The sequence below is a fragment of the Enterobacter sp. 50793107 genome (genome assembly GCF_001463365.1).
In the GTDB taxonomy this organism is placed as follows: Bacteria; Pseudomonadota; Gammaproteobacteria; order Enterobacterales; family Enterobacteriaceae; genus Enterobacter; species Enterobacter cloacae.
Map to the genome: position 1 here is coordinate 1 of NZ_LNII01000012.1, position 21,348 is coordinate 21,348.

The following is a 21,348-nucleotide window of genomic DNA, read 5'->3' on the forward strand; positions in this document are numbered from 1 at the left end:
TCACGCTATCCAGCCGTTTGTCGATCTCTTCCCTGACTTCAGAGACCGTTTTTCCCGCCACCGGGAGTTTGCCGACATAGGGATAAAAGAGCGTACCGTCGGCGTTGACCCAGTTGCCGGTGTCACTGGCACTGCGATACTGTCCGGCCGGTGTTGTCAGTTCAGGGTGATCCCAGACGGTTACGGTCAAAATATCACCGGTTCCAATGCGGTACTCCCAGTTTCTGACCTGCTCATCGAGCTTAGGATTAGACTGAGATTTGGTGACGGCAGGGCGCAATTTCTCAATCAATGAAGGGGTAACAGGATAGAGATCCACGCGCTTATCTAAATTATTATTTTCATCACCCGACGTAATGACGTTTTTTCCCGCTGAGCTTAATGTTTGCCCGGGAGAAAATACGCAGCCCGTCAACTGACTTATCGCTAAGAATATTACAGATAATGTGGTTGTGTTTTTCATTAGAATTAATATTTCATTCATGAGCGCAAAAAACGCATAACAGGCCATTCCGGAAGAATCGCCTACTTTTTCAACATGCTGTTTTTCAAGCAATTACGTAAAATTACACATCACTGAATGATGTGTAGAATGAACTGAAGGACCGGAACCACGTAGAATTGAGAATTAAACCGCTCCGCTTTTAGAAGTTTAAATCGTCTTCAAATGAAATGCATGCATTTCAGGTCACAAATTTAGAGTAAACTTATATTTTCAGAATTAATTAAAAAAAATATTTCCGTTCTGAATAAGTCCTAGGAAATAATATTCATAAACAAAATAGTATTAACCGTTTGATCTACACAAAACCGTCCACTTTTGTTACATTTTTTTTCTAACAGGCTCTGCTGGGATACTTAAAATAGGCTGTCTGCCATATCGTCAACACAGCAGGCTGAGCGTATCAGTAACGGTATAACTGGAGAAAAAATGGCTAAGCGTACATGGCTGCTTCTGGGTGTAGTAATGTCTCTTGCGAGCGCGGCTTCGGCAGCCCCGCAAACGGCGTCAGCATCTGGCGGCATCAAAGCTTATGAAGAACAAGAGTTCATTGCTGATTTCACGAAGTTCAAAATTGGCGACACGGCTCCGGCGCTGTATCAAACCCCTGAATACACCATCAAACAGTATCAACTGCGTAACCTCCCGGCGCCGGATGCGGGTACGCACTGGACCTATATGGGCGAGAACTATGTCCTGATCGGCGATGCCGACGGTAAGATCTATAAAGCCTATAACGGAGATATCTTCTATCATCGCTGATACCGTCCATATTCGGCCGTGGCAGGAGAGCGATCGTCCTTTCCTGCGCACCCTTTACCTGCATGCCCGCCGCGAGGCGTGGCCGTGGCTGAACGGTGCAGAATGGCAACTCGAAGATTTTGACGAGGCAACCCGAGACGAAGTGATTTGGGTTGCTGTACAGAACGGCCATCGTGTGGGCTTTGCGTCAGTCTGGACGAATGATAACTTTCTGCACAATCTGTTCGTTGATCCGCAGTATCAGAGCCTGGGTGTTGGCCGTTTGCTGCTGGAACAGGTACAAAAAACGTTTACCAGTACGGGGGCGTTAAAGTGTCTGGTGAGAAACGAACGGGCTATCGCGTTTTATCAGCGTCATGGCTGGCACATCGAGGCAACGGGGGATTCTCCGGAGGGAGAGTACTATCTGATGCATTACCGATTGCGTTAATGTCGGGTGGCGGCTTCGCTTACCCGACCTACATGATGGTGCCATTTGTAGGCCGGGTAAGCGAAGCGCCACCCGGCACTCAAGCGCAGAAGAATTACACCGCGCGGAAGGCGATTTCGCCAGGAATGACTTCACCCTGCCAGTAAAGCTGCGCCGCAACGCGTCCCGCCAGCTGACGGTACAACTCCGCAAACTCACTGTCCGGGCGGTTGATGACCGTCGGTTTCCCGCTATCCAGATCTTCACGCAGCGTGATGTGCAGCGGCATCTGTCCCAACAGCTGGGTGTGATACTGCGCCGCCAGTTTTTCTGCACCGCCGGTGCCGAAGATAGGCTCGTGATGACCACAGTTGCTGCAGATATGCATGCTCATGTTCTCGACGATACCGAGCACAGGCACCTCGACTTTCTCAAACATCACGATGCCTTTTTTGGCGTCGATCAGCGCGATATCCTGCGGCGTAGTGACGACAACTGCCCCGGTGACGGGGATGTTCTGCGCCAGCGTCAGCTGGATATCACCGGTACCCGGCGGCATATCCAGCACCAGATAATCCAGATCCGGCCACAGGGTCTCCTGCAGCATCTGCATCAGCGCTTTGCTGGCCATTGGACCACGCCAGACCATCGCATTGTCATCAGTCACCAGATAACCGATGGAATTCGTTGCCAGACCGTGCGCCATGATTGGCGCCATGTGGGTTCCATCCGGCGAGGTTGGACGCTGGTTTTCTGCGCCCAGCATGTTGGGAATTGACGGCCCGTAGATATCCGCATCCAGAATACCGACCTTCGCCCCTTCGGCCGCCAGCGCGAGCGCCAGGTTGACGGCGGTAGACGATTTCCCCACCCCGCCCTTGCCGGAGCTGACGGCGATGATGTTTTTCACACCGTTAACGCCGGGCTGGTTTTTCACCCGCTTGAGGGTGGCGATACTGTGGCTCAGCTTCCAGTCAATCGCTTTTGCACCGGTAATGCGCAGCAGCTCCGAGCTGGTTTGCTCTTTCAGCGCGTCGAAGGCGCTGGTCCAGACGAACGGCATCTGCAGCTCGATGTGCAGCGTATCGTCCAGCCATGCGACATGGTGCAACGCTTTCAGCGTAGTGAGATTGTGCTTAAGGGTTGGATGCTGAAAGTTAGCCAGCGTCCCGGCGACCATTGCTCGTAAGGCTTCCGGTGATTTGGCCTGGGATTGCGAACTCATCCCGACTCCTTTGTTCTTGTGAATAAGACCTTAGATGAACAAGTTTACCTGAAAGGCCGTGGTTTGTGCTTACTTAATAATGCCCCTTTTGGTAATATCAAAAACCCTTTTCACAGTTAAAAGAAGTAATGCCTACTATGACTCAAGTCGCGAAAAAAATTCTGGTAACGTGCGCACTGCCGTACGCCAACGGCTCAATCCACCTCGGCCACATGCTGGAGCATATCCAGGCTGATGTCTGGGTCCGTTACCAGCGAATGCGCGGCCACGAGGTTAACTTCATCTGCGCGGACGATGCTCACGGCACGCCGATCATGCTGAAAGCCCAGCAGCTGGGAGTTTCCCCGGAGCAGATGATTGCCGAAATGAGTCAGGAGCATCAGACCGATTTTGCTGGCTTTGACATCAGCTATGACAACTACCACTCCACGCACAGCGAGGAGAACCGCGAGCTGTCAACGCTTATCTACACCCGTCTGAAAGAGAACGGTTTTATTAAAAACCGCACTATCTCTCAGCTGTACGATCCGGAAAAAGGCATGTTCCTGCCGGACCGTTTCGTCAAAGGCACCTGCCCGAAATGTAAATCACCGGATCAGTACGGCGATAACTGCGAAGTGTGCGGCGCTACCTATAGCCCGACAGAGCTGATCGACCCGAAATCGGTGGTCTCCGGCGCCACGCCTGTGATGCGTGACTCCGAGCACTTCTTCTTCGACCTGCCATCCTTTAGCGAAATGCTGCAGGCGTGGACCCGCAGCGGCGCGCTGCAGGAGCAGGTAGCGAACAAAATGCAGGAGTGGTTCGAATCCGGTCTGCAGCAGTGGGATATCTCCCGCGATGCGCCCTACTTTGGTTTCGAAATTCCAAATGCGCCGGGCAAATATTTCTACGTCTGGCTGGACGCGCCAATCGGCTACATGGGCTCCTTCAAGAACCTGTGCGACAAGCGTGGCGACACCGTCAGCTTCGACGAATACTGGAAGAAAGATTCCACCGCCGAGCTGTATCACTTCATCGGCAAAGACATCGTTTACTTCCACAGCCTGTTCTGGCCGGCAATGCTGGAAGGCAGCAACTTCCGCAAGCCAACCAACCTGTTTGTTCACGGCTACGTGACGGTGAACGGCGCGAAGATGTCCAAATCGCGTGGGACGTTCATCAAAGCCAGCACCTGGCTGAACCACTTTGATGCGGACAGCCTGCGTTATTATTACGCGGCGAAGCTCTCTTCCCGCATCGACGATATCGACCTGAACCTGGAAGATTTCGTGCAGCGCGTGAACGCGGACATCGTGAACAAGGTGGTGAACCTGGCGTCCCGAAACGCGGGCTTTATCGCCAAGCGTTTTGACGGCGTGCTTTCTGCCGAACTGGCCGATCCTGAGCTGTATAAAACCTTCACCGATGCCGCCGCTGCGGTTGGCGAAGCCTGGGAAAGCCGTGAATTCGGTAAAGCAATTCGTGAAATCATGGCGCTGGCCGATGTTGCCAACCGCTATGTGGACGAGCAAGCCCCGTGGGTTGTCGCGAAACAGGAAGGCCGCGACGCTGACCTGCAGGCGATCTGCACCATGGGTCTGAACATGTTCCGCGTGCTTATGACCTGGCTGAAGCCTGTACTGCCGCAGCTGGCAGCGCGTGCAGAAGCGTTCCTGAACGCCGAACTGAGCTGGGATGCAATCCAGCAACCGCTGCTTGGCCACAAGGTGAATACCTTCAAGGCGCTCTACAATCGCATCGAAATGAAACAGGTTGAAGCCCTGGTGGAAGCCTCGAAAGAAGAGGTGAAAGCAGCTGCCGCACCGGTGACCGGCCCGCTGGCAGACGATCCGATTCAGGAGACCATCACCTTTGACGATTTCGCTAAAGTTGACCTGCGCGTGGCGCTGATTGAAAACGCGGAATTCGTGGAAGGCTCTGACAAGCTGCTGCGCCTGACGCTGGATCTGGGCGGTGAGAAGCGTAACGTCTTCTCCGGCATCCGTTCTGCCTATCCTGATCCGCAGGTACTGATTGGCCGTCAGACCGTCATGGTCGCGAACCTGGCACCGCGTAAAATGCGCTTCGGCATCTCTGAGGGGATGGTGATGGCCGCAGGCCCTGGCGGGAAAGATATCTTCCTGTTAAGCCCTGACGAAGGCGCGAAGCCGGGTCAGCAGGTGAAATAACAAAAAAGCCGGAGATTATCTTCGGCTTTTTTTGTTCTCCCTCTCCCACAGGGAGAGGGCCGGGATGAGGGCATCAGGCCGCACCCATTCCGCAATCACGCCTTCGTATTATGCACCCGGTGGGTCAGCCCGCGCAGGAAATTACGCAGAAACTGGTCGCCGCACTCGCGGTAATTTTTGTGGCCCGGCGCACGCATCATGGCGGTCACTTCCGGCACGGATACACGGTATTTTTGCTCCGTCATGATCGCCACAATATCATCCGTTTTCAGCGAGAACGCGATACGCAGCTTTTTCAGCACCGTGTTGTTGTCCACCCGACGCTCCAGCGCCAGTTCAGGTGCAGAATCATCTTTGCCACGCTTATCGTAGATCAGGCCGTTCAGGAAGCCTGACAGGATAATGTCAGGGCAGCGAACAAACCCCTCTTCGTCCTCTTTGGTCATCCAGGTGTCAAAACCAGCAGAGGTGGATTCCATGGCAGACAGCGCAAGAATGCGCACCATGTCGTTGTTGTTTGCTTTCAGGGTGTAGCGCAGGCTACGAAGAATATCATTACTAAGCATGAGTGCCTTTAACTGTCGATGATGCAATGGCGCGCAGTGTACCAGTTTTACAGCCCAATCGCCTCTTTCAAACTTTTCAGGTAGCGACGACTGACGGGTACCGTTTGACCGGCCCGCAGTACCAGCTCTGCCTGACCGTTATCTTCCAGACGGATCTCTTTCAGGTGCGCCATGTTAACCAGATACTGCCGATGGCAGCGGACAAGCGGCGTGCGGCTTTCCAGCGTGCGCAGCGTCAGCTCGGTGAAGCCTTCACTGCCCTCGGCGCTGGTGACAAACACCCCGCTCAGGCGGCTGCTGACAAATGCCACATCATCCATTTGCAGCAGGTAAATCCGGCTATGCCCGGTACACGGGATAAACTTCAGCGGCTGCTGGTTTTCCGGCAGCAGCGTGACGTCCTGTACCGTACGCTCCTGGCGTAAACGCGTCAGGGTCTTTTCGAGCCGCTTCTCTTCAATCGGCTTCAGCAGGTAATCGAACGCGTGTTCTTCAAATGCCTTCACGGCATATTCGTCAAACGCCGTCAGAAACACGATATACGGGCGATGCTCCGGATCAAGCATGCCGACCATCTCCAGCCCGCTGATACGAGGCATCTGGATGTCGAGGAATAGCACATCCGGGCGCAGTTTATGCACAGCACCAATGGCTTCAATGGCATTGGCGCACTCTCCCACAATCTCAATGTCACTCTGCTCCTGCAACAGCACGCGCAGGTTTTCCCGTGCTAACGGTTCATCATCGACTATCAGCACTCTTAACATGCGGTCTCCTCCAGCGGCAATCGTAACGTAATACGGGTAAATCGGTCCGGCTCACAGGCCACGGTGATGCCACATCCATCCCCAAAGTGAGCGCGCAGGCGTTTATCCACCAGGCTCATCCCCAGCCCGCCGGAAGCGGACGGGACGTAAAGCCCGGCATTGTCTTCAATATTCAGCACCAGATGATGATTAAAACGGCTGGCAGAAATAGTGATCTCCCCGGTGCCCAGAAGCTGCGATGTCCCGTGTTTAATGGCATTTTCCACAATAGGCTGCAGCGTAAAGGCCGGGAGATGCTGATACGCCAGCTCATCCGGCACGGATAACGACACCTGCAGACGAGACTGGAAGCGCGCCTGCTCAATCTGCAGGTAGGCGTTAACATGTTCAATCTCATCGGCCAGGGTCACAATCTCAGACGGCCGTTTCAGGTTCTTGCGGAAAAACGTCGACAGAAACTGCACCAGCTGCGCGGCCTGATCGCTGTCGCGGCGGATCACCGCTTTCAGGGTGTTGAGGGCATTAAACAGGAAATGCGGGTTCACCTGAGCGTGCAGGAGCTTAATCTCCGACTGCGTTAACAGGGCTTTTTGCCGCTCATATTGCCCCGCCAGGATCTGCGCGGAAAGCAGCTGCGCAATCCCCTCCCCCAACGTCCGGTTGATCGAGCTGAACAAGCGGTTCTTCGCTTCGTAGAGCTTAATGGTTCCCATCACCCGCTGGTTTTCCCCCCGCAGCGGAATGACCAGCGTAGAGCCGAGCTTACACTGCGGATGCAGCGAACAGCGGTAAGGCACTTCGTTACCGTCGGCATAGACTACCTCACCGGTCTCTATCGCACGAAGCGTATACGCGGACGAAATCGGTCTGCCAGGAAGGTGGTGATCGTCGCCGGTACCGGTAAAGGCCAGCAGCTTTTCACGATCGGTAATCGCAACGGCACCAATATCCAGCTCCTGATAGAGCACCTGCGCCACCTTCATGCTGTTTTCTTCGTTAAAGCCCTGACGCAGGATCCCCTCGGTTGAAGCGGCGACTTTCAGTGCCGTGGCAGAGAACGCCGAGGTGTATTTCTCAAACATGGCGCGCTTGTCGAGCAGAATGCGCATAAACAGCGCCGCGCCCACGGTGTTGGTGACCATCATCGGGGCGGCAATACTGTTCACCAGATGCAGTGCGTCCTCAAAAGGTCGGGCGATAAGCAGAATGATCGCCATTTGCGCCATTTCGGCCACAAAGGTGATCGCGCCAGCGGTAAGCGGGCTGAAGACTTTATCCGGGCGGCCACGTTTGATCATGTAGCTGTGCACCAGGCCACCAAGCAGCCCTTCTACGATGGTCGAGATCATGCAGCTCAGCGCCGTCATCCCGCCCATGGAATAGCGGTGCAGCCCACCAGTTAAACCGACAAGGCCACCCACAACGGGGCCGCCGAGCAGCCCGCCCATCACCGCGCCGATGGCGCGCGTATTGGCAATGGAGTCTTCAATATGGAGGCCAAAATAGGTCCCCATGATGCAGAAAATGGAGAAAGTCACATAACAGAGGAGCTTGTGCGGCAGGCGGACGGTGACTTGCATCAGCGGGATAAACAGACGCGTCTTACTCATCAACCAGGCGATGACAAGAAACACGCACATCTGCTGAAGCAACAGCAGCACCAGATTAAACTCGTACATACTCAGGAACCGCACCTTCTGAAAACGCGTAACATACACTGAAGGCGCCGAAGTTTCTTTGAAGCAGTCCAAAAAAGCGGTAAATCGTGTCCGTCATCACATCTTTTGCCGAACATAACGGCTGCTTCGCATTATTTGTACAAAAAAAAGGCAATTCTTCCTGGTTCGACAAACTGGGTCTACAGTTAAGCTGGGGACGCGTTAGCCAGGGGGCGAATATGGCGCTTTACACGATCGGTGAAGTGGCACTCCTTTGTGATATCAATCCCGTCACGCTACGGGCTTGGCAGCGACGGTATGGTTTACTCAAACCGCAGCGCACGGACGGCGGTCACCGCCTTTTCAATGATGCCGACATCGATCGGATCCGCGAGATCAAAAGCTGGATAGATAACGGTGTGCAGGTGAGCAAGGTAAAGTCGCTGCTCTGCCATGACGATCCCGATACCCAACACCGCTGGCGCGAACAGCAGGAAACCCTGCTCCGGCTTCTGCAGGCGGGCAACGTTCAACGTCTGCGCGCGTGGATCAAAGAGCAAGGCCGCGATTATCCGGCGCAAACCTTAATCAACCATCTTTTCATCCCGCTTCGTCGACGGCTGCAATGCCAGCACTCTACCCTGCAGGCGCTGCTGAGTATGCTCGACGGGGTGCTGATCAATTATATCGCCGTCTGTCTGGCCTCGGCGCGAAACAAGGGCGGAAAAGACGCGCTGGTTGTTGGCTGGAACGTGCACGATACCACGCGGCTGTGGCTCGAAGCCTGGATCGCCACCCAGCGGGGCTGGCGCGTGGAGGTGCTGGCGCATTCGCTGGCTCAGCTACGGCCCGAATTCTTCGACGGCCAGACTCTGCTGGTCTGGTGCGGGGAAGTGCCCACCGCCTCGCAGCAACAGCGGCTGACGGAATGGCGGGAGCACGGTTATCCGGTTTACGCCCTGGGCCCCGACGAAACGTAACGGCATTTAATGGTTCATTAACAGCTGCGCTTCACCGTATAATTGTTCCGTTAACAACAGGAGCAGATGATGAAGGCAACCAAACTGGCCGTAATTACCCTTTTTGTACTGATGGCCGTAAGCGGCATCGGCGGCGTGATGCTGGCCGGGTACTCATTTATTGTTCGTGGCGGTGTCGGCTGAGAAGCCGGGCCAGTCGTTCAAACAGGCGATCGATAACGATGGCCGCCAGCGCGACCAGTACCGCACCCTGAACGATATAGGCCGTATTGAACCCGCTTAAGCCGATGATGATCGGCGTTCCCAGCGTATTGGCCCCCACCGTAGACGCGATGGTCGCCGTGCCGATGTTAATAATCACCGACGTACGGATCCCCGCGATAATCACCGGTGCCGCAAGCGGCAGCTCAACCTTGCACAGCCGCTGACCGCAGCTCATGCCCATCCCTTCGGCCACGCTCAGTACCGATGCCGGTACCGACGCAATGCCCGCCAGCGTCCCCTGAAGAACAGGCAACACGCCGTAAAGGATCAGCGCAATGATAGCCGGTTGCTGACCAAACCCGATCACCGGCACCGCAATCGCCAGTACCGCCACCGGCGGAAATGTCTGTCCGATAGCCGCAATCGTCTCTACCAGCGGGCGAAACTCTCTCCCCCAGGGCCGGGTGACCACAATCCCCGCCCCCACGCCCAGCACCACGGCAATCGCGCTGGAGAGCGCCACCAGCCACAGGTGCGCCAGGGCAAGATTGATAAAACTCTCCTGCTGATAGACGGGGCGCGGCAGGCCGGGAAAAAGCGAGCTGAACAGCGCCGCACTGTGCGGCATCAGAAACAGCAGGGCAACAAAAAGCACCGTCAGCCAGAGGAGCGGATCACGCATGACCTTCACGCGTCACCTCCCCGGCCAGCAGATCGCGAAAATGCAGGGTGCCACACGGTGCCCCAGCGGCATCCGTAACCGGCAGTACCTCGCACTGGCGCGCCACAAACGCGGAGAGCGCGTCCCGCAGGCTCATCTGTTCTTGTAATGCTTCACCGCCCATCGCCACATCCTGTCGACGCATATAATCGCTGACGGTTCGCAGGGAGAGCAGTCTGACGCCCAGTTCGCTGCGTCCAAAAAACTCGCGCACAAAATCGTTCTGCGGATGGGTCAGCAGTTCAAGCGGCGTGCCCTGCTGGATCACTTCCCCGTGGTCCATCAACACCAGATGATCGGCCAGCCGCAGCGCCTCATCAATATCGTGGGTCACGAGGACGATCGTCCGGCCAAGGATGCGGTGAATGCGGGTCATCTCGGTCTGCAGTGCCCCGCGCGTAACGGGATCGAGCGCGCCAAAAGGCTCATCCATCAGCAATACCTGCGGGTTCGCCGCCAGCGCGCGCGCCACTCCCACACGCTGCTGTTGTCCACCTGAAAGCTGATGCGGATAGCGGCCACGCAGCCCAGGCTCTAACCCCAGCAGCGACATAAGCTCGTCCACCCTCTCGTCACTCTTTGCCCGCGACCATTTTTCCAGCTGCAGCACGGTGGCAATGTTCTGCGCGACCGTCCAGTGGGGAAACAGGCCGATGGACTGGATGGCGTAACCCATGCGACGACGCAGCTCCAGCACCGGCAGACTGCGGATCTCTTCCCCGGCAAAACGTATTACACCGCTGTCGTGCTCCACCAGGCGGTTGATCATCTTCAGCGTGGTGGATTTCCCCGACCCCGAGGTGCCAATCAGTACCGAAAACGCCCCCTCGGCAAAATTCAGGTTCAGGTGACTTGCTGCCGGACGACCGGCAAATGTTTTACTGACATCGTGAAATTCAATCATTGGCTCTTCTCCCGAGCAACGCGAGCCATAAGGCAAACAGCGCATCGATGACGACCGCCAGTGCAATCGTGGGCACCACGCCCAGTAACACCAGATCCAGCGCGCTGCTCAGCAGCCCCTGGAACACCAGCGCGCCAAAACCGCCTGCGCCAATCAGCGCGGCGATAACCGCCATCCCGACGGTCTGGACTGCCACCACCCGCAGGCTGCGCAGCAGCAGGGGCAAGGCGAGCGGCAGCTGGATCTGCCAGAAGCACTGTCGCCGGCTCATCCCCATCGCGTGGGCGCTCTCCAGCACATCCGGCGCGACCTGGCTTAAGCCTGCCACCACGCCACGGACCAGCGGCAGCAGCGCGTACAGTACCAGGGCAATAAGCGCGGGGGTTAATCCGGTTCCGGCGATACCGACCGAGGCTAACGCCGGAAATGACTTCACCAGCCCCGCCAGCGGCGCAATCAGCAGGCCAAACAGGGCCACGGAAGGGATGGTCTGGATCACGTTGAGCACGGCAAAAACCCCGCCCTGGCGGGAGGGATGACGATAACACCACATGCCCAGCGGTACCCCCAGCAGTAACGCCGGGAACAGCGTGCCGAAGAGGATCGTCAGGTGTTGCGCCAGCGCATCATCAAACACCTCCTGACGGTTGGCGTACTCTTTTAACAGCGAGAGATTATTCAGCTCACCGCTGAACAGCAGCAGCAACGGAATACACCAGATCTGGGCATTGAGCACCCAGCGCCAGGCAGACGACGGGATCAGGCGGCGGATCGCATCGCTGCAGGCCAGCAGACACAGCGCCAGCCACAGCCACAGGCCACTGCCCACGGTGGTTCGCGCCAGTGGACTTTCCGCCGAGGTCATGTGCGTGGCGGCAAGCCCGGCACTCCAGAACAAGGTGATGAAGAGACCTTCACTGAGGAGTAACGTCAGCCACTGTGCAACCCGCCCACGGCTGAGCGAGAGCACAACCAGTGCACCCAGCGCCACAACCAGCAGCAGCGGCGTAAACGGCCAGACCTGCCAGAGCGCGCGCCCTTCCCCCGACATCAGGCGGTTTGGCGCCACATTGACAAACGGTAGCGCGACCGCCGCAATGGCCACACAGGCCAACAGCAGCAGTACGCGGTTATGACATTTTATTGGCACAGCCCTGTCCTGTTACTTCACAAGCCCTTGTTGTTTCAGGAAATCGGCGGCCACTTTTTTGGCATCCAGTCCCTCTACGGCAATGCTCGCATTGAGCTGTTGCAGCGTTTTTGCATCCAGTTTTTCAAAGACCGGTTTGAGCCAGTCGGCGATATCCGGGTAGGCTTTCAGCACCGCCTCACGCACCACCGGCGTGGGGGCATAAATAGGCTGAACGCCTTTTGGATCGGTTAAGGTCTGCAGACCAAGCGCCGCGACCGGGCCGTCCGTACCGTAGGCCATCGCCGCATTGACGCCAGAGGTCTGCTGCGCCGCCGCCTTGATGGTCACCGCGGTGTCACCGCCCGCGAGCGAGAGCAACTGTGCCTGGTCAAGCTTGAAGTCGTAGGCTTTTTCGAAAGCAGGCAGCGCGTCCGGACGCTCGATAAACTCCGCCGAGGCCGCAAGCTTGAAGTCGCCCTTCTCTTTCAGATAGCGGCTGAGATCCGCAAGTGACGTCAGTTTGCCTTTCTCCGCCACGTCTTTACGCACCGCGATGGTCCAGGTGTTGTTGGCCGGAGCCGGAGTCAGCCAGACCAGCTTGTTCTGTTCTGCATCGAGTTTTTTGACTTTTTCATACCCGGCTTTGGCGTTTTTCCATGCCGGATCGTTTTCATCTTTGAAGAAAAATGCCCCGTTGCCGGTGTATTCCGGGTAGATATCCAGCTCGCCGGAGGTGATGGCCCCGCGTACCACGGGCGTGGTACCCAGCTGAACTTTATTCACGGTTTTCACGCCGTGGCTTTCCAGCACCTGCAAAATAATATTCCCGAGCAGCGCGCCTTCAGTGTCGATCTTTGAGCCCACTTTTACCGGTTCTGCCGCCTGTAGCGGCAGGCTTAGCGTCGCGAATAACGCCGCAGAAACTACCATCCCCGTTTTAATCGTCATTCCACTATCCTCATTTTTTTGCTGCCTTTTTCAGAGGCTTGAGAGAAAAGCGTAGCTTAAAACGGCGGATTTACCCGGCAAAATGCCTTTTTAGCATAAGGTAAGACGCATCCCCCGGTGAACGGGGGATGCAAAGGAGGGAAAGGTTACAGCAGCTCGAACTCGCCTTTATTGACGCGGGCGGAATCCACACCAATGTAGACATTGAACTTGCCCGGTTCCGCATCGTATTTCATCTGCTGGTTCCAGAACTTCAGGGCATCCACGTCGATCGGGAAGCTGATGGTTTTGGTTTCACCAGGTTTCAGGTTGACCTTCTCAAAGCCGCGTAGCTGTTTCACCGGACGGCTCATGGAGGCGGTCACATCCTGAACATACATCTGGATCACCGTCGCACCTTCACGTTTACCGGTGTTCGTCACGTCAACGCTGGCAGTCACCTTACCGTCACGCTTCAGGCTCGGGGCCGACATTTTCACGTCAGAGACCTTAAAGGTGGTGTAGCTCAAACCGTAACCAAACGGATACAGCGGACCGTTCGCTTCATCGAAGTAACGGGAGGTGTACTTGTTTGGCTTATCGGCGTTATACGGACGGCCGGTATTCAGGTGGCTGTAGTACACCGGGATCTGCCCGACAGAGCGCGGGAAGGACATCGGCAGTTTGCCCGACGGGTTGTAATCACCAAACAGCACGTCGGCGATGGCGTTACCCCCTTCCGTACCGGCGAACCAGGTTTCCAGAATAGCATCAGCCTGCTGATCTTCTTTCACCAGCGCCAGTGGACGACCGTTCATCAGCACCAGCACCAGCGGCTTGCCGGTGGCTTTCAGGGCGGCGATCAGATCGCGCTGGCTTTGCGGGATCGTGATGTCCGTTCGGCTGGAGGCTTCGTGTGCCATCCCCTGTGCTTCACCCACCACGGCAACCACCACGTCAGACTGTTTCGCGGCGTTTACCGCTTCATCAATCATCTCTTTCGGCGAGCGCGGATCCACCTTCACCGCCTCTTCATACTGATTGAGGAAGGTCACGATATCTTTATCATCAGTGACGTTCGCCCCTTTGGCGTACACCACCTTAGCGTTTTCACCGACCGCATTTTTAATACCGGTGAGCACGGTCACGGACTGATCGGCCACACCCGCAGCAGACCAGCTCCCCATCACGTCGCGCTTGCTGTCGGCCAGCGGGCCGACCACCGCAATGGTGCCGGATTTTTTCAGCGGCAGCGTGTCGAGGCGGTTTTTCAGCAGCACCAGGCTTTCACGCGCCACTTCACGGGCCTCTTTACGGTGCAGACGGCTTTCGGCATTGGTGTCCGCCGGGTCTGACTCTTTCGGCCCCAGGTGGCTGTACGGATCGTTAAACAGCCCCATGTCATATTTCACGTTCAGCACGTGACGCGTGGCATCGTCCAGCTCCGCCATTGTCACCTTGCCGCTCTTCACCAGCCCCGGCAGGTATTTGCTGTAATATTCGTCGCTCATGCTCATGTTGATGCCGGATTTGAGCGCCACGCGCACCGCATCTTCCGGGTCGGAGGCCGTACCGTGTTTGATGAGCTCTTTAATGGCGCCATGGTCAGAGACTGTGATGCCCTTGAAGCCCCACTGGTCGCGCAGCACGTCTTTCAGCAGCCAGGAGTCAGAGGTGGCAGGCGTGCCGTTGAGCGAGTTCAGGGCGACCATCACCGCGCCGCTACCGGCATCCAGGCCTGCTTTGTACGGCGGCATGTAATCGTTAAACAGGCGCTGCGGGCTCATGTCGACGGTGTTGTACTCTTTACCGCCTTCCACGGCACCATAGGCGGCGAAGTGCTTGACGCTGGTCATGACCGAATAACGATCCGCCGGGCTTTTACCCTGCATCGCTTCCACCATGGTTTTCCCCATCGTGGCGGTCAAATAAGTATCTTCACCAAAGCCCTCTGACGCGCGGCCCCAGCGCGGATCGCGGGAGACGTCAACCATCGGGGCCCAGGTCATGTTGAGGCCGTCGTCTGCGGCTTCATATGCCGAGACGCGCCCGACGGTTTTCACCGCGTCGAGGTTAAAGGAAGAGGCCAGACCGAGGCTGATAGGAAAAACGGTACGCTGTCCGTGTACCACGTCATAGGCGAAGAACAGCGGAATTTTCAGGCGGCTAAGTTCCATCACCTGATCCTGCATTTTGCGGATATCCTGACGGGTCACGGTGTTAAAAATCGCCCCTACCTGGCTCTCTTTAATCATTTCGCGGATCGCCTCTTTCGGGTTATCCGGGCCGACGCTGATAAGACGCAGCTGGCCGATCTTCTCATCGACCGTCATTTTCTTGAGCAATTCCGTGACAAACGCGTCCCGTGCTTCAGGCGTAAGCGGGTGATTACCAAACAGTTCATCTGCCAGCGCAGGTTGCAGTGCCAGGCTGACGGCGACACCTACAGAACATAGCCATTTCATGTCGTTTTACTCTCTCATCAATTTCCGCCGGAAGATCTCGGCCAGGGCGTGCGAAAAGCGCAGTGTGCCACAAACCCTCAGAACGTTGCAGGGTTATTCTCTGATTTTTCTCGCAAATACGCGCCCTCTAAACAGCTAATCGCGCTATGCTTTACAGCGAGAAATTTGCCCCACCACAAGGAGTGGAAGATGTCTTCTGTTCGAACTGCCGATAACACGACTTTTATTAACGAACTGTCGCGCCTGGTTGGTCACTCTCACCTGCTCACCGACCCGGCCAAAACTGCCCGCTACCGTAAGGGCTTTCGTTCCGGACAGGGCGATGCGCTGGCGGTGGTTTTTCCCGGCACGCTGCTGGAGCTGTGGCGCGTCCTGAGCGCCTGCGTCGCCGCGGACAAGATTATTTTAATGCAGGCGGCTAACACCGGCCTGACCGAAGGCTCGACGCCGAACGGCAACGATTACGATCGCGACATCGTGATTATCAGCACCCTGCGCCTCGACAAACTTCACCTGCTCGATAAAGGCGAGCAGGTACTGGCCTTCCCTGGCACCACCCTCTACTCGCTGGAAAAAGCGCTTAAGCCGCTTGGGCGAGAACCGCATTCGGTGATTGGTTCATCCTGCATCGGCGCCTCCGTCATTGGTGGGATTTGTAATAATTCCGGCGGTTCGCTGGTGCAGCGCGGCCCGGCTTATACCGAAATGTCGCTCTATGCCCGTATTGATGAAAACGGCAAGCTGACGCTGGTGAACCATCTGGGAATCGATCTGGGCGTCACGCCGGAGCAGATCCTGAGTAAGCTCGACGACGATCGCGTGAAAGATGAAGACGTACAGCACGATGGGCGTCATGCCCACGATCACGATTACATCACCCGCGTACGGGATATCAACGCGGATACGCCAGCGCGTTACAACGCCGACCCGGATCGCCTGTTTGAATCCTCCGGCTGCGCGGGCAAACTGGCCGTTTTCGCGGTCCGGCTCGACACCTTCCCGGCCGAGAAAAAACAGCAGGTGTTTTACATCGGCACCAATCAGCCTGACGTGCTGACCGAAATCCGTCGTCATATTCTCGGCGAATTCACGCATCTGCCGGTGGCGGGCGAGTATATGCATCGGGATATTTACGACATCGCCGAACGCTACGGCAAAGATACGTTCCTGATGATCGACAAGCTCGGCACCGACAAAATGCCGTTCTTCTTCACCATGAAGGGCCGCACTGATGCAATGCTGGAGAAAGTGCCGCTGTTTAAACCCCACTTCACCGACCGCTTTATGCAGAAGCTGGGTAACGTTTTCCCGGCCCACCTGCCGGAGCGAATGAAAACCTGGCGCGACAAGTATGAACATCACCTGCTGCTGAAAATGGCCGGGGACGGGATCGCCGAAGCACAAAACTGGCTGAGCGAATTCTTCAAAACCGCCGAGGGAGATTTCTTCGCCTGTACACCTGAGGAGGGGAGCAAAGCGTTCCTGCACCGTTTTGCCGCTGCGGGGGCCGCCATCCGTTATCAGGCCGTACACTCAGAAGAAGTAGAGGATATTCTGGCGCTGGATATTGCGCTGCGACGCAACGATACCGAGTGGTTTGAACACCTGCCGCCGGAAATCGACAGCAAGCTGGTGCATAAGCTCTACTACGGCCACTTTATGTGCTACGTCTTCCACCAGGATTACATCGTTAAAAAAGGGGTCGACGCGCACGCGTTGAAAGAGGAGATGCTCGCCCTTCTGCGCGAACGTGGCGCACAATATCCTGCGGAACACAACGTTGGGCATCTTTACAAAGCCCCTGAGACACTTAAGCAGTTTTATCGCGAGAATGACCCTACAAACAGTATGAATCCCGGCATTGGTAAAACAACGCGGAATAAATACTGGAAAGAGAGCGATAACGCAGAGCAGGCCATTACGCAAGCATCTGATTAATTCATACAGCCATATTTAAGAGATTGTTAAGCACAGCTCAATCGTACTAGAGTACCTGCACTCGCCGGAGAAACGTTTCTCCGGCATTCTTTGACGAGGAGCAGGCACATCATGTCGGCTGTTGATATTTTATCCGTAACCGAAGTGGAAGTGCGCGATGCCCTTCCCGACGATGTGCATGCCATTTCGGCTATTTATGCATGGCATGTACTTCACGGACGTGCGTCGTTTGAGGAAATCCCCCCCACCGTTGATGAAATGCGTAAGCGGTTGAAAAACGTGACCGATAACGGTTTGCCCTGGCTGGTGGCGCTGTATCGCGGCATTGTGGTGGGCTATTGCTACGCCACGCCATACCGTCCACGACACGCGTATCGCTTCACGCTGGAAGAGTCAATCTACGTGGATGCCAGCACCACCGGACGCGGTTTTGGCAGTGCACTAATGGACGCGCTGATTGAACGCTGCGAACAAGGTCCCTGGCGTCAGATGATTGCGGTTGTGGGGGATGGCCATAATAACGCCGGGTCATTGCGGCTGCATAAAAAGCACGGTTTTGAAGTGGTCGGCCAGCTGCGCAGTGTGGGCTACAAAAAAGGCGACTGGCGGGATACGGTGATTATGCAGCGCCCGCTTAACGACGGAGACTGGACCCTGCCGGAATAGGCCCAGTGCGGTCTGGTGACCTCACCTCGGCCCTCTCCCACCGGGAGAGGGAGAAAACATAAAAAACGGTAACACAGTTACCGTTTTGCTTTTACCTAATCGTTCTGCGCCGTCGCCATCTGCTCGGCTTTCTGCTTTTTATACGTCAATGCCGCAGCCGGAACAGGCTGCACTTTCCCGGTTTCAATCCAGGTGCGCAGTCGGCTGGCATCGGCGAAGTGAGTATATTTGCCGAAGGCATCCATCACCACCAGCGCCACCGGTTTACCGTTGAACACGGTACGCATCACCAGACAGTGCCCCGCCGCGTTGGTAAAGCCGGTTTTCGTTAACTGAATGTTCCAGTTCTCGCGATACACCAGGTGGTTCGTATTGCGAAACGGCAGCGTATAGGCCGGGTTCGCAAAGGTCGCCATCTCTTCACGGGTGGTACTGAGCTGCCCAATCAGCGGGTACTGTTTGCTGGCAATCAGCAGTTTGGTCAGATCGCGCGCCGTAGAGACGTTGTGAATCGACAAACCTGTCGGCTCAACAAAACGGGTGTTATTCATTCCCAGCGCTTTGGCTTTGGCATTCATCGCTCGAATGAAGGCGTCGTAGCCGCCCGGATAATGGTGGGCGAGGCTCGCCGCGGCGCGGTTTTCTGACGACATCAGCGCCAGCAAGAGCATATTTTTACGACTGATTTCACTGTTCAGGCGCACGCGGGAGTAAACCCCTTTCATCTCCGGCGTGTGGCTGATATCCACTTTCAGTTTTTCATCCAGCGGCAGATGTGCATCCAGCACTACCATCGCGGTCATTAATTTGGTTATCGAGGCGATCGGGCGCACCAGATCCGGATGGCTGGCGTAGATCACCTTATTGGTGTTGAGATCAACAATCATCGCGCTGCCGGAAGCGATTTGCGGTTGAGCAGCAGCGGTGGTCACCGCGGGCGTTTTGGCGAGAGCTGGCACGCCAGCGGACGCCCCCAGCAACAGTGCCAGGCTAAGTAAAGAAACTCGGAATTTCAGCATGGTGAGACTTCTGATAATTATTCACGCACGTTATGACGTACACCGCCTGCGTCGACGGAGAAACACAGGCTGGCTTCGGCATCATAGCGGTCACCGTGCATTGTCGCCAGCGGATAATCGTGAACAGATGCTGCATTGCTGGCATTTACGCCAGCAATGCAATTAACTCAGAAGAGACGGTAACCATAACCCCAAAGAATCACCGTCAGCGCCAGTAACGCCTCCAGTACCAGCACGCCGATGGCGAGCGTAGAGCTGGAAAAGCTCAGGCCTTCTTCTTTATTGATATTCAGGAAGGTAGGTACGCCCAGATACAGCAGATAGCCGGTGTAAAAGAGCGCAATGGTCCCGATCAGCGCGCACAGCCAGACCAGGGGATAGAGCGCAACAATACCGCTTAAGAACAGCGGGGTCGCGACATATCCGGCAAAGACCATACAGTGTGCCAGGGAAGGACGCTGCGGATAGTTACGTGCCATCCAGTGAATGACGCGTCCCATAACCGCCACCCCTGCCAGCATCAGGCCATAAAAGAGAATGGCAAGATAAAGCCCGGTAAACCAGGAAAGCTGTACTACGGTGCCATCACCAAAGTTCCAGCCGATTTGTGTTGTACCAATAAACGCGCATATCACCGGCACCGCCGCCATCAGCAGCACGTGGTGCGTGTAATGATGCGAGACCGTTTCGTTCTCACTTTTGATGACATGCATTTCACGATCGGGATGGGAAAAAAGTCCCCAGACATGGTTCATAGCGCCCCCTTGTTGTCGGCCCGTCATCGATACCTTAAGTATAATGCAGGGTTTAGATTATTTTATGTACAGTGGGAAATTTCCGTTGATTGCCCCGCGGTTGTCACAAGGGGTATATGATTAACCGAGGCACGCTGAGGGAGATGATATTTACGTAATGGATATCAACGGAGTTATTGAACAATACGGATACGCTGCGCTGGTTGTCGGAAGCGTGGCAGAAGGTGAAACCATCACCCTGTTAGGCGGCGTCGCCGCGCATCAGGGATTACTTAAATTCCCGCTGGTTGTCGCCGCGGTTGCGCTGGGCGGGATGATTGGCGATCAGCTGCTCTACTTTCTGGGGCTGCGTTTTGGGCCAACGCTGCTTAAGCGTTTCGCTAAGCACAAGAAGAAAATTAACCGCGCGCAGCGGCTGATCCAGCGCCACCCTTACCTGTTTGTGATTGGCACCCGCTTTATGTACGGCTTTCGGATTATCGGGCCGATATTGATTGGCGCCAGCCGCCTGCCGCCGAAAATTTTCCTGCCGCTGAACGTGATTGGCGCGTGCGCCTGGGCGCTGATCTTTACCACGCTCGGTTACGTGGGTGGAGAAGTGATTGGCCCGTGGCTACATAACCTTGACCAGCATCTGAAGCACTGGGCGTGGCTGATTCTGGTGGTTGTAGCGGTGATTGGGGTCAGGCTGTGGATGCGGCACAGAGAGAAGAAGCAGGATGAGGAGTGAGTGCGGTCTGTTGCCCTCACCCTAACCCTCTCCCACAGGGAGAGGGAACTTAAAGCCCCCTCTCCCACGGGGTGAGGGGAAGCTACCCCGCTGGCTTAAACTGCGGATTCGCCAGCATAAACCCGCCATCGACGATAAACGACTGCCCGGTGGTGTAGCTGGCGTCGCTGTCGCATAACCACGCCACCAGACTGGCGATCTCTTTGGTATATCCCGGTCTTGCGAGCGGGATCGCTGGCATCGATCCTTCCTTCACTTCACTCTCGTCCATATCATTCATCGGTGTGGCAATCGCCCCCGGCGCAACGGCATTCACCAGAATGTTGTGCTGCACCAGTTCCAGCGCCATCGATTTGGTTAATCCTCCCAGCGCATGTTTTGCGGCGGTATAGGCGCTGGCTTCCGGCAGCGGCGTATGTTCATGCACCGAGGTGATATTGACGATTCGCCCTCCTTCCCCCTGCTCCACCATTTTACGTGCGGCAATCTGCGAACAGAGAAACGCACCGTCCACGTCGACGGTGAAAATGTTTCGCCACTCGTCAAACGGCATATCCAGGAAGGGCGCTTTGGTCATCGCCCCCGCATTGTTAACCAGCACGTCCAGGCGACCAAAACGGGCAATTAACGTTTCTATCTCCTGCGCGCCCTGTGGGAGGGTGCTTAGATCAAGGTGGATAGCTTCAGCCCGCCGTCCCTGCGCCTCCACTTCGCGGCAGGTATCCCGCGCCCCTTGTTCATCAGAGTGCCAGGTGACGCCAATATCAAACCCACGTTCAGCCAGCATCAGGGCCGTGGTTTTACCAATCCCGGAATCCGATGCGGTAACAATCGCTACTTTGGTCAT

21 protein-coding genes are annotated in these 21,348 nt (G+C 56.0%); 8 read left to right on the forward strand and 13 right to left on the reverse strand.

The genetic code is table 11. The features are described 5' to 3' along the window. A partial coding sequence (locus APU11_RS01910; protein ID WP_192842101.1) for a polysaccharide biosynthesis/export family protein occupies positions 1–463 on the reverse strand: 463 nt, incomplete at its 3' end. Between the two features lie 468 nt (positions 464–931). Between APU11_RS01910 and APU11_RS01915 the strand changes: the two genes are divergently transcribed. Both APU11_RS01915 and APU11_RS01920 read left to right on the forward strand, forming a co-directional pair. After that, entirely contained in the window at positions 932–1,264 is a 333-nt protein-coding gene (locus tag APU11_RS01915; protein ID WP_013097925.1) for an RcnB family protein, read from the forward strand. Next, positions 1,209–1,694, forward strand: coding sequence for a GNAT family N-acetyltransferase (locus APU11_RS01920; protein ID WP_028028119.1), 486 nt, complete (start codon positions 1,209–1,211; stop codon positions 1,692–1,694). Before APU11_RS01915 ends, APU11_RS01920 begins: the two co-directional genes overlap by 56 nt. A gap of 94 nt (positions 1,695–1,788) precedes the next feature. Here APU11_RS01920 and apbC read toward each other — a convergent pair whose 3' ends face one another. Then, positions 1,789–2,898, reverse strand: a complete 1,110-nt coding sequence (gene apbC, locus APU11_RS01925) for an iron-sulfur cluster carrier protein ApbC (protein WP_013097927.1) — start codon at positions 2,896–2,898, stop codon at positions 1,789–1,791. A 137-nt stretch (positions 2,899–3,035) separates the two neighbouring features. Between apbC and metG the strand changes: the two genes are divergently transcribed. Next, complete coding sequence (gene metG, locus APU11_RS01930) at positions 3,036–5,069, forward strand: methionine--tRNA ligase (protein WP_058651737.1); 2,034 nt, start codon at positions 3,036–3,038, stop codon at positions 5,067–5,069. A gap of 95 nt (positions 5,070–5,164) precedes the next feature. On the opposite strand, the gene APU11_RS01935 is transcribed toward metG, so the two are convergent. Genes APU11_RS01935 through APU11_RS01945 form a run of 3 tightly spaced genes read right to left on the reverse strand, consistent with a single transcriptional unit; the run spans position 5,165 to position 8,081 of the window. Further along, complete coding sequence (locus tag APU11_RS01935) at positions 5,165–5,635, reverse strand: DUF1456 family protein (protein ID WP_020690148.1); 471 nt, start codon at positions 5,633–5,635, stop codon at positions 5,165–5,167. A 47-nt stretch (positions 5,636–5,682) separates the two neighbouring features. After that, the gene (btsR, locus tag APU11_RS01940) at positions 5,683–6,402 is read right to left on the reverse strand and encodes a two-component system response regulator BtsR (protein WP_057071273.1); all 720 of its coding nucleotides are present in this window, start codon (positions 6,400–6,402) and stop codon (positions 5,683–5,685) included. Then, positions 6,396–8,081 carry a sensor histidine kinase gene (locus APU11_RS01945; protein WP_013097931.1) on the reverse strand — a complete coding sequence of 562 codons (1,686 nt, stop codon included), beginning with the start codon at positions 8,079–8,081 and terminating at the stop codon, positions 6,396–6,398. The genes btsR and APU11_RS01945 overlap by 7 nt, the downstream gene beginning before the upstream one ends. A 218-nt stretch (positions 8,082–8,299) precedes the next feature. Between APU11_RS01945 and mlrA the strand changes: the two genes are divergently transcribed. Together mlrA and APU11_RS26335 are read left to right on the forward strand one after the other, a co-directional pair. Next, entirely contained in the window at positions 8,300–9,040 is a 741-nt protein-coding gene (gene mlrA / locus APU11_RS01950) for an HTH-type transcriptional regulator MlrA (RefSeq protein ID WP_038420186.1), read from the forward strand. Between the two features lie 69 nt (positions 9,041–9,109). Then, complete coding sequence (locus APU11_RS26335) at positions 9,110–9,223, forward strand: protein YohO (RefSeq protein WP_010433613.1); 114 nt, start codon at positions 9,110–9,112, stop codon at positions 9,221–9,223. On the opposite strand, the gene APU11_RS01955 is transcribed toward APU11_RS26335, so the two are convergent. The 5 genes from APU11_RS01955 to bglX all read right to left on the reverse strand — a co-directional run bounded on the left by APU11_RS01955 (position 9,198) and on the right by bglX (position 15,393). Continuing rightward, positions 9,198–9,935: an ABC transporter permease gene (locus APU11_RS01955; protein ID WP_038420188.1), complete on the reverse strand. Its 738-nt coding sequence runs from the start codon at positions 9,933–9,935 to the stop codon at positions 9,198–9,200. The genes APU11_RS26335 and APU11_RS01955 overlap by 26 nt on opposite strands. After that, a complete protein-coding gene (locus APU11_RS01960) occupies positions 9,919–10,869 on the reverse strand; it encodes an ABC transporter ATP-binding protein (RefSeq protein ID WP_058651738.1) in 951 nt (316 codons plus the stop codon). The genes APU11_RS01955 and APU11_RS01960 overlap by 17 nt, the downstream gene beginning before the upstream one ends. After that, on the reverse strand, positions 10,862–12,019 hold the full coding sequence (locus tag APU11_RS01965; protein ID WP_020690143.1) for an ABC transporter permease: 1,158 nt from the start codon (positions 12,017–12,019) through the stop codon (positions 10,862–10,864). Before APU11_RS01965 ends, APU11_RS01960 begins: the two co-directional genes overlap by 8 nt. A 12-nt stretch (positions 12,020–12,031) precedes the next feature. Continuing rightward, positions 12,032–12,949 (reverse strand): ABC transporter substrate-binding protein, encoded by a 918-nt coding sequence (locus tag APU11_RS01970; protein WP_058651739.1) that lies wholly within the window; start codon positions 12,947–12,949, stop codon positions 12,032–12,034. Between the two features lie 146 nt (positions 12,950–13,095). Continuing rightward, positions 13,096–15,393, reverse strand: a complete 2,298-nt coding sequence (bglX, locus tag APU11_RS01975; protein ID WP_020690142.1) for a beta-glucosidase BglX — start codon at positions 15,391–15,393, stop codon at positions 13,096–13,098. Between the two features lie 189 nt (positions 15,394–15,582). Between bglX and dld the strand changes: the two genes are divergently transcribed. Further along, positions 15,583–17,331 (forward strand): D-lactate dehydrogenase, encoded by a 1,749-nt coding sequence (gene dld, locus APU11_RS01980; protein WP_013097938.1) that lies wholly within the window; start codon positions 15,583–15,585, stop codon positions 17,329–17,331. Positions 17,332–17,442: 111 nt separating this feature from the next. Further along, positions 17,443–17,997, forward strand: a complete 555-nt coding sequence (locus APU11_RS01985; RefSeq protein WP_020690140.1) for a GNAT family N-acetyltransferase — start codon at positions 17,443–17,445, stop codon at positions 17,995–17,997. 95 nt (positions 17,998–18,092) lie between these two features. Here APU11_RS01985 and pbpG read toward each other — a convergent pair whose 3' ends face one another. Further along, positions 18,093–19,016, reverse strand: a complete 924-nt coding sequence (pbpG, locus tag APU11_RS01990; RefSeq protein ID WP_013097940.1) for a D-alanyl-D-alanine endopeptidase — start codon at positions 19,014–19,016, stop codon at positions 18,093–18,095. A gap of 167 nt (positions 19,017–19,183) precedes the next feature. Continuing rightward, positions 19,184–19,771, reverse strand: a complete 588-nt coding sequence (locus APU11_RS01995; protein ID WP_013097942.1) for a Yip1 family protein — start codon at positions 19,769–19,771, stop codon at positions 19,184–19,186. A 157-nt stretch (positions 19,772–19,928) separates the two neighbouring features. Here APU11_RS01995 and APU11_RS02000 point away from each other — a divergent pair, with 157 nt between their 5' ends. After that, entirely contained in the window at positions 19,929–20,501 is a 573-nt protein-coding gene (locus APU11_RS02000; protein ID WP_013097943.1) for a DedA family protein, read from the forward strand. A gap of 82 nt (positions 20,502–20,583) precedes the next feature. Here the strand turns inward: APU11_RS02000 and APU11_RS02005 are convergent, their stop codons facing one another. After that, entirely contained in the window at positions 20,584–21,348 is a 765-nt protein-coding gene (locus tag APU11_RS02005; RefSeq protein WP_072200345.1) for an SDR family oxidoreductase, read from the reverse strand.

Bases quoted from the DNA above. Each gene is read 5' to 3' on its own strand.
- mlrA (WP_038420186.1), top strand. From the start codon at position 8,300: ATGGCGCTTTACACGATCGGTGAAGTGGCACTCCTTTGTGATATCAAT.
- APU11_RS02000 (WP_013097943.1), top strand. From the start codon at position 19,929: ATGGATATCAACGGAGTTATTGAACAATACGGATACGCTGCGCTGGTT.
- APU11_RS01920 (WP_028028119.1), top strand. From the start codon at position 1,209: ATGCCGACGGTAAGATCTATAAAGCCTATAACGGAGATATCTTCTATC.
- APU11_RS01945 (WP_013097931.1), bottom strand. From the start codon at position 8,081: ATGTACGAGTTTAATCTGGTGCTGCTGTTGCTTCAGCAGATGTGCGTG.
- btsR (WP_057071273.1), bottom strand. From the start codon at position 6,402: ATGTTAAGAGTGCTGATAGTCGATGATGAACCGTTAGCACGGGAAAAC.
- APU11_RS26335 (WP_010433613.1), top strand. From the start codon at position 9,110: ATGAAGGCAACCAAACTGGCCGTAATTACCCTTTTTGTACTGATGGCC.
- APU11_RS01915 (WP_013097925.1), top strand. From the start codon at position 932: ATGGCTAAGCGTACATGGCTGCTTCTGGGTGTAGTAATGTCTCTTGCG.
- APU11_RS01970 (WP_058651739.1), bottom strand. From the start codon at position 12,949: ATGACGATTAAAACGGGGATGGTAGTTTCTGCGGCGTTATTCGCGACG.
- apbC (WP_013097927.1), bottom strand. From the start codon at position 2,898: ATGAGTTCGCAATCCCAGGCCAAATCACCGGAAGCCTTACGAGCAATG.
- pbpG (WP_013097940.1), bottom strand. From the start codon at position 19,016: ATGCTGAAATTCCGAGTTTCTTTACTTAGCCTGGCACTGTTGCTGGGG.
- bglX (WP_020690142.1), bottom strand. From the start codon at position 15,393: ATGAAATGGCTATGTTCTGTAGGTGTCGCCGTCAGCCTGGCACTGCAA.
- APU11_RS01985 (WP_020690140.1), top strand. From the start codon at position 17,443: ATGTCGGCTGTTGATATTTTATCCGTAACCGAAGTGGAAGTGCGCGAT.
- APU11_RS01960 (WP_058651738.1), bottom strand. From the start codon at position 10,869: ATGATTGAATTTCACGATGTCAGTAAAACATTTGCCGGTCGTCCGGCA.
- dld (WP_013097938.1), top strand. From the start codon at position 15,583: ATGTCTTCTGTTCGAACTGCCGATAACACGACTTTTATTAACGAACTG.
- APU11_RS01935 (WP_020690148.1), bottom strand. From the start codon at position 5,635: ATGCTTAGTAATGATATTCTTCGTAGCCTGCGCTACACCCTGAAAGCA.
- APU11_RS02005 (WP_072200345.1), bottom strand. From the start codon at position 21,348: ATGACCAAAGTAGCGATTGTTACCGCATCGGATTCCGGGATTGGTAAA.
- APU11_RS01995 (WP_013097942.1), bottom strand. From the start codon at position 19,771: ATGAACCATGTCTGGGGACTTTTTTCCCATCCCGATCGTGAAATGCAT.
- metG (WP_058651737.1), top strand. From the start codon at position 3,036: ATGACTCAAGTCGCGAAAAAAATTCTGGTAACGTGCGCACTGCCGTAC.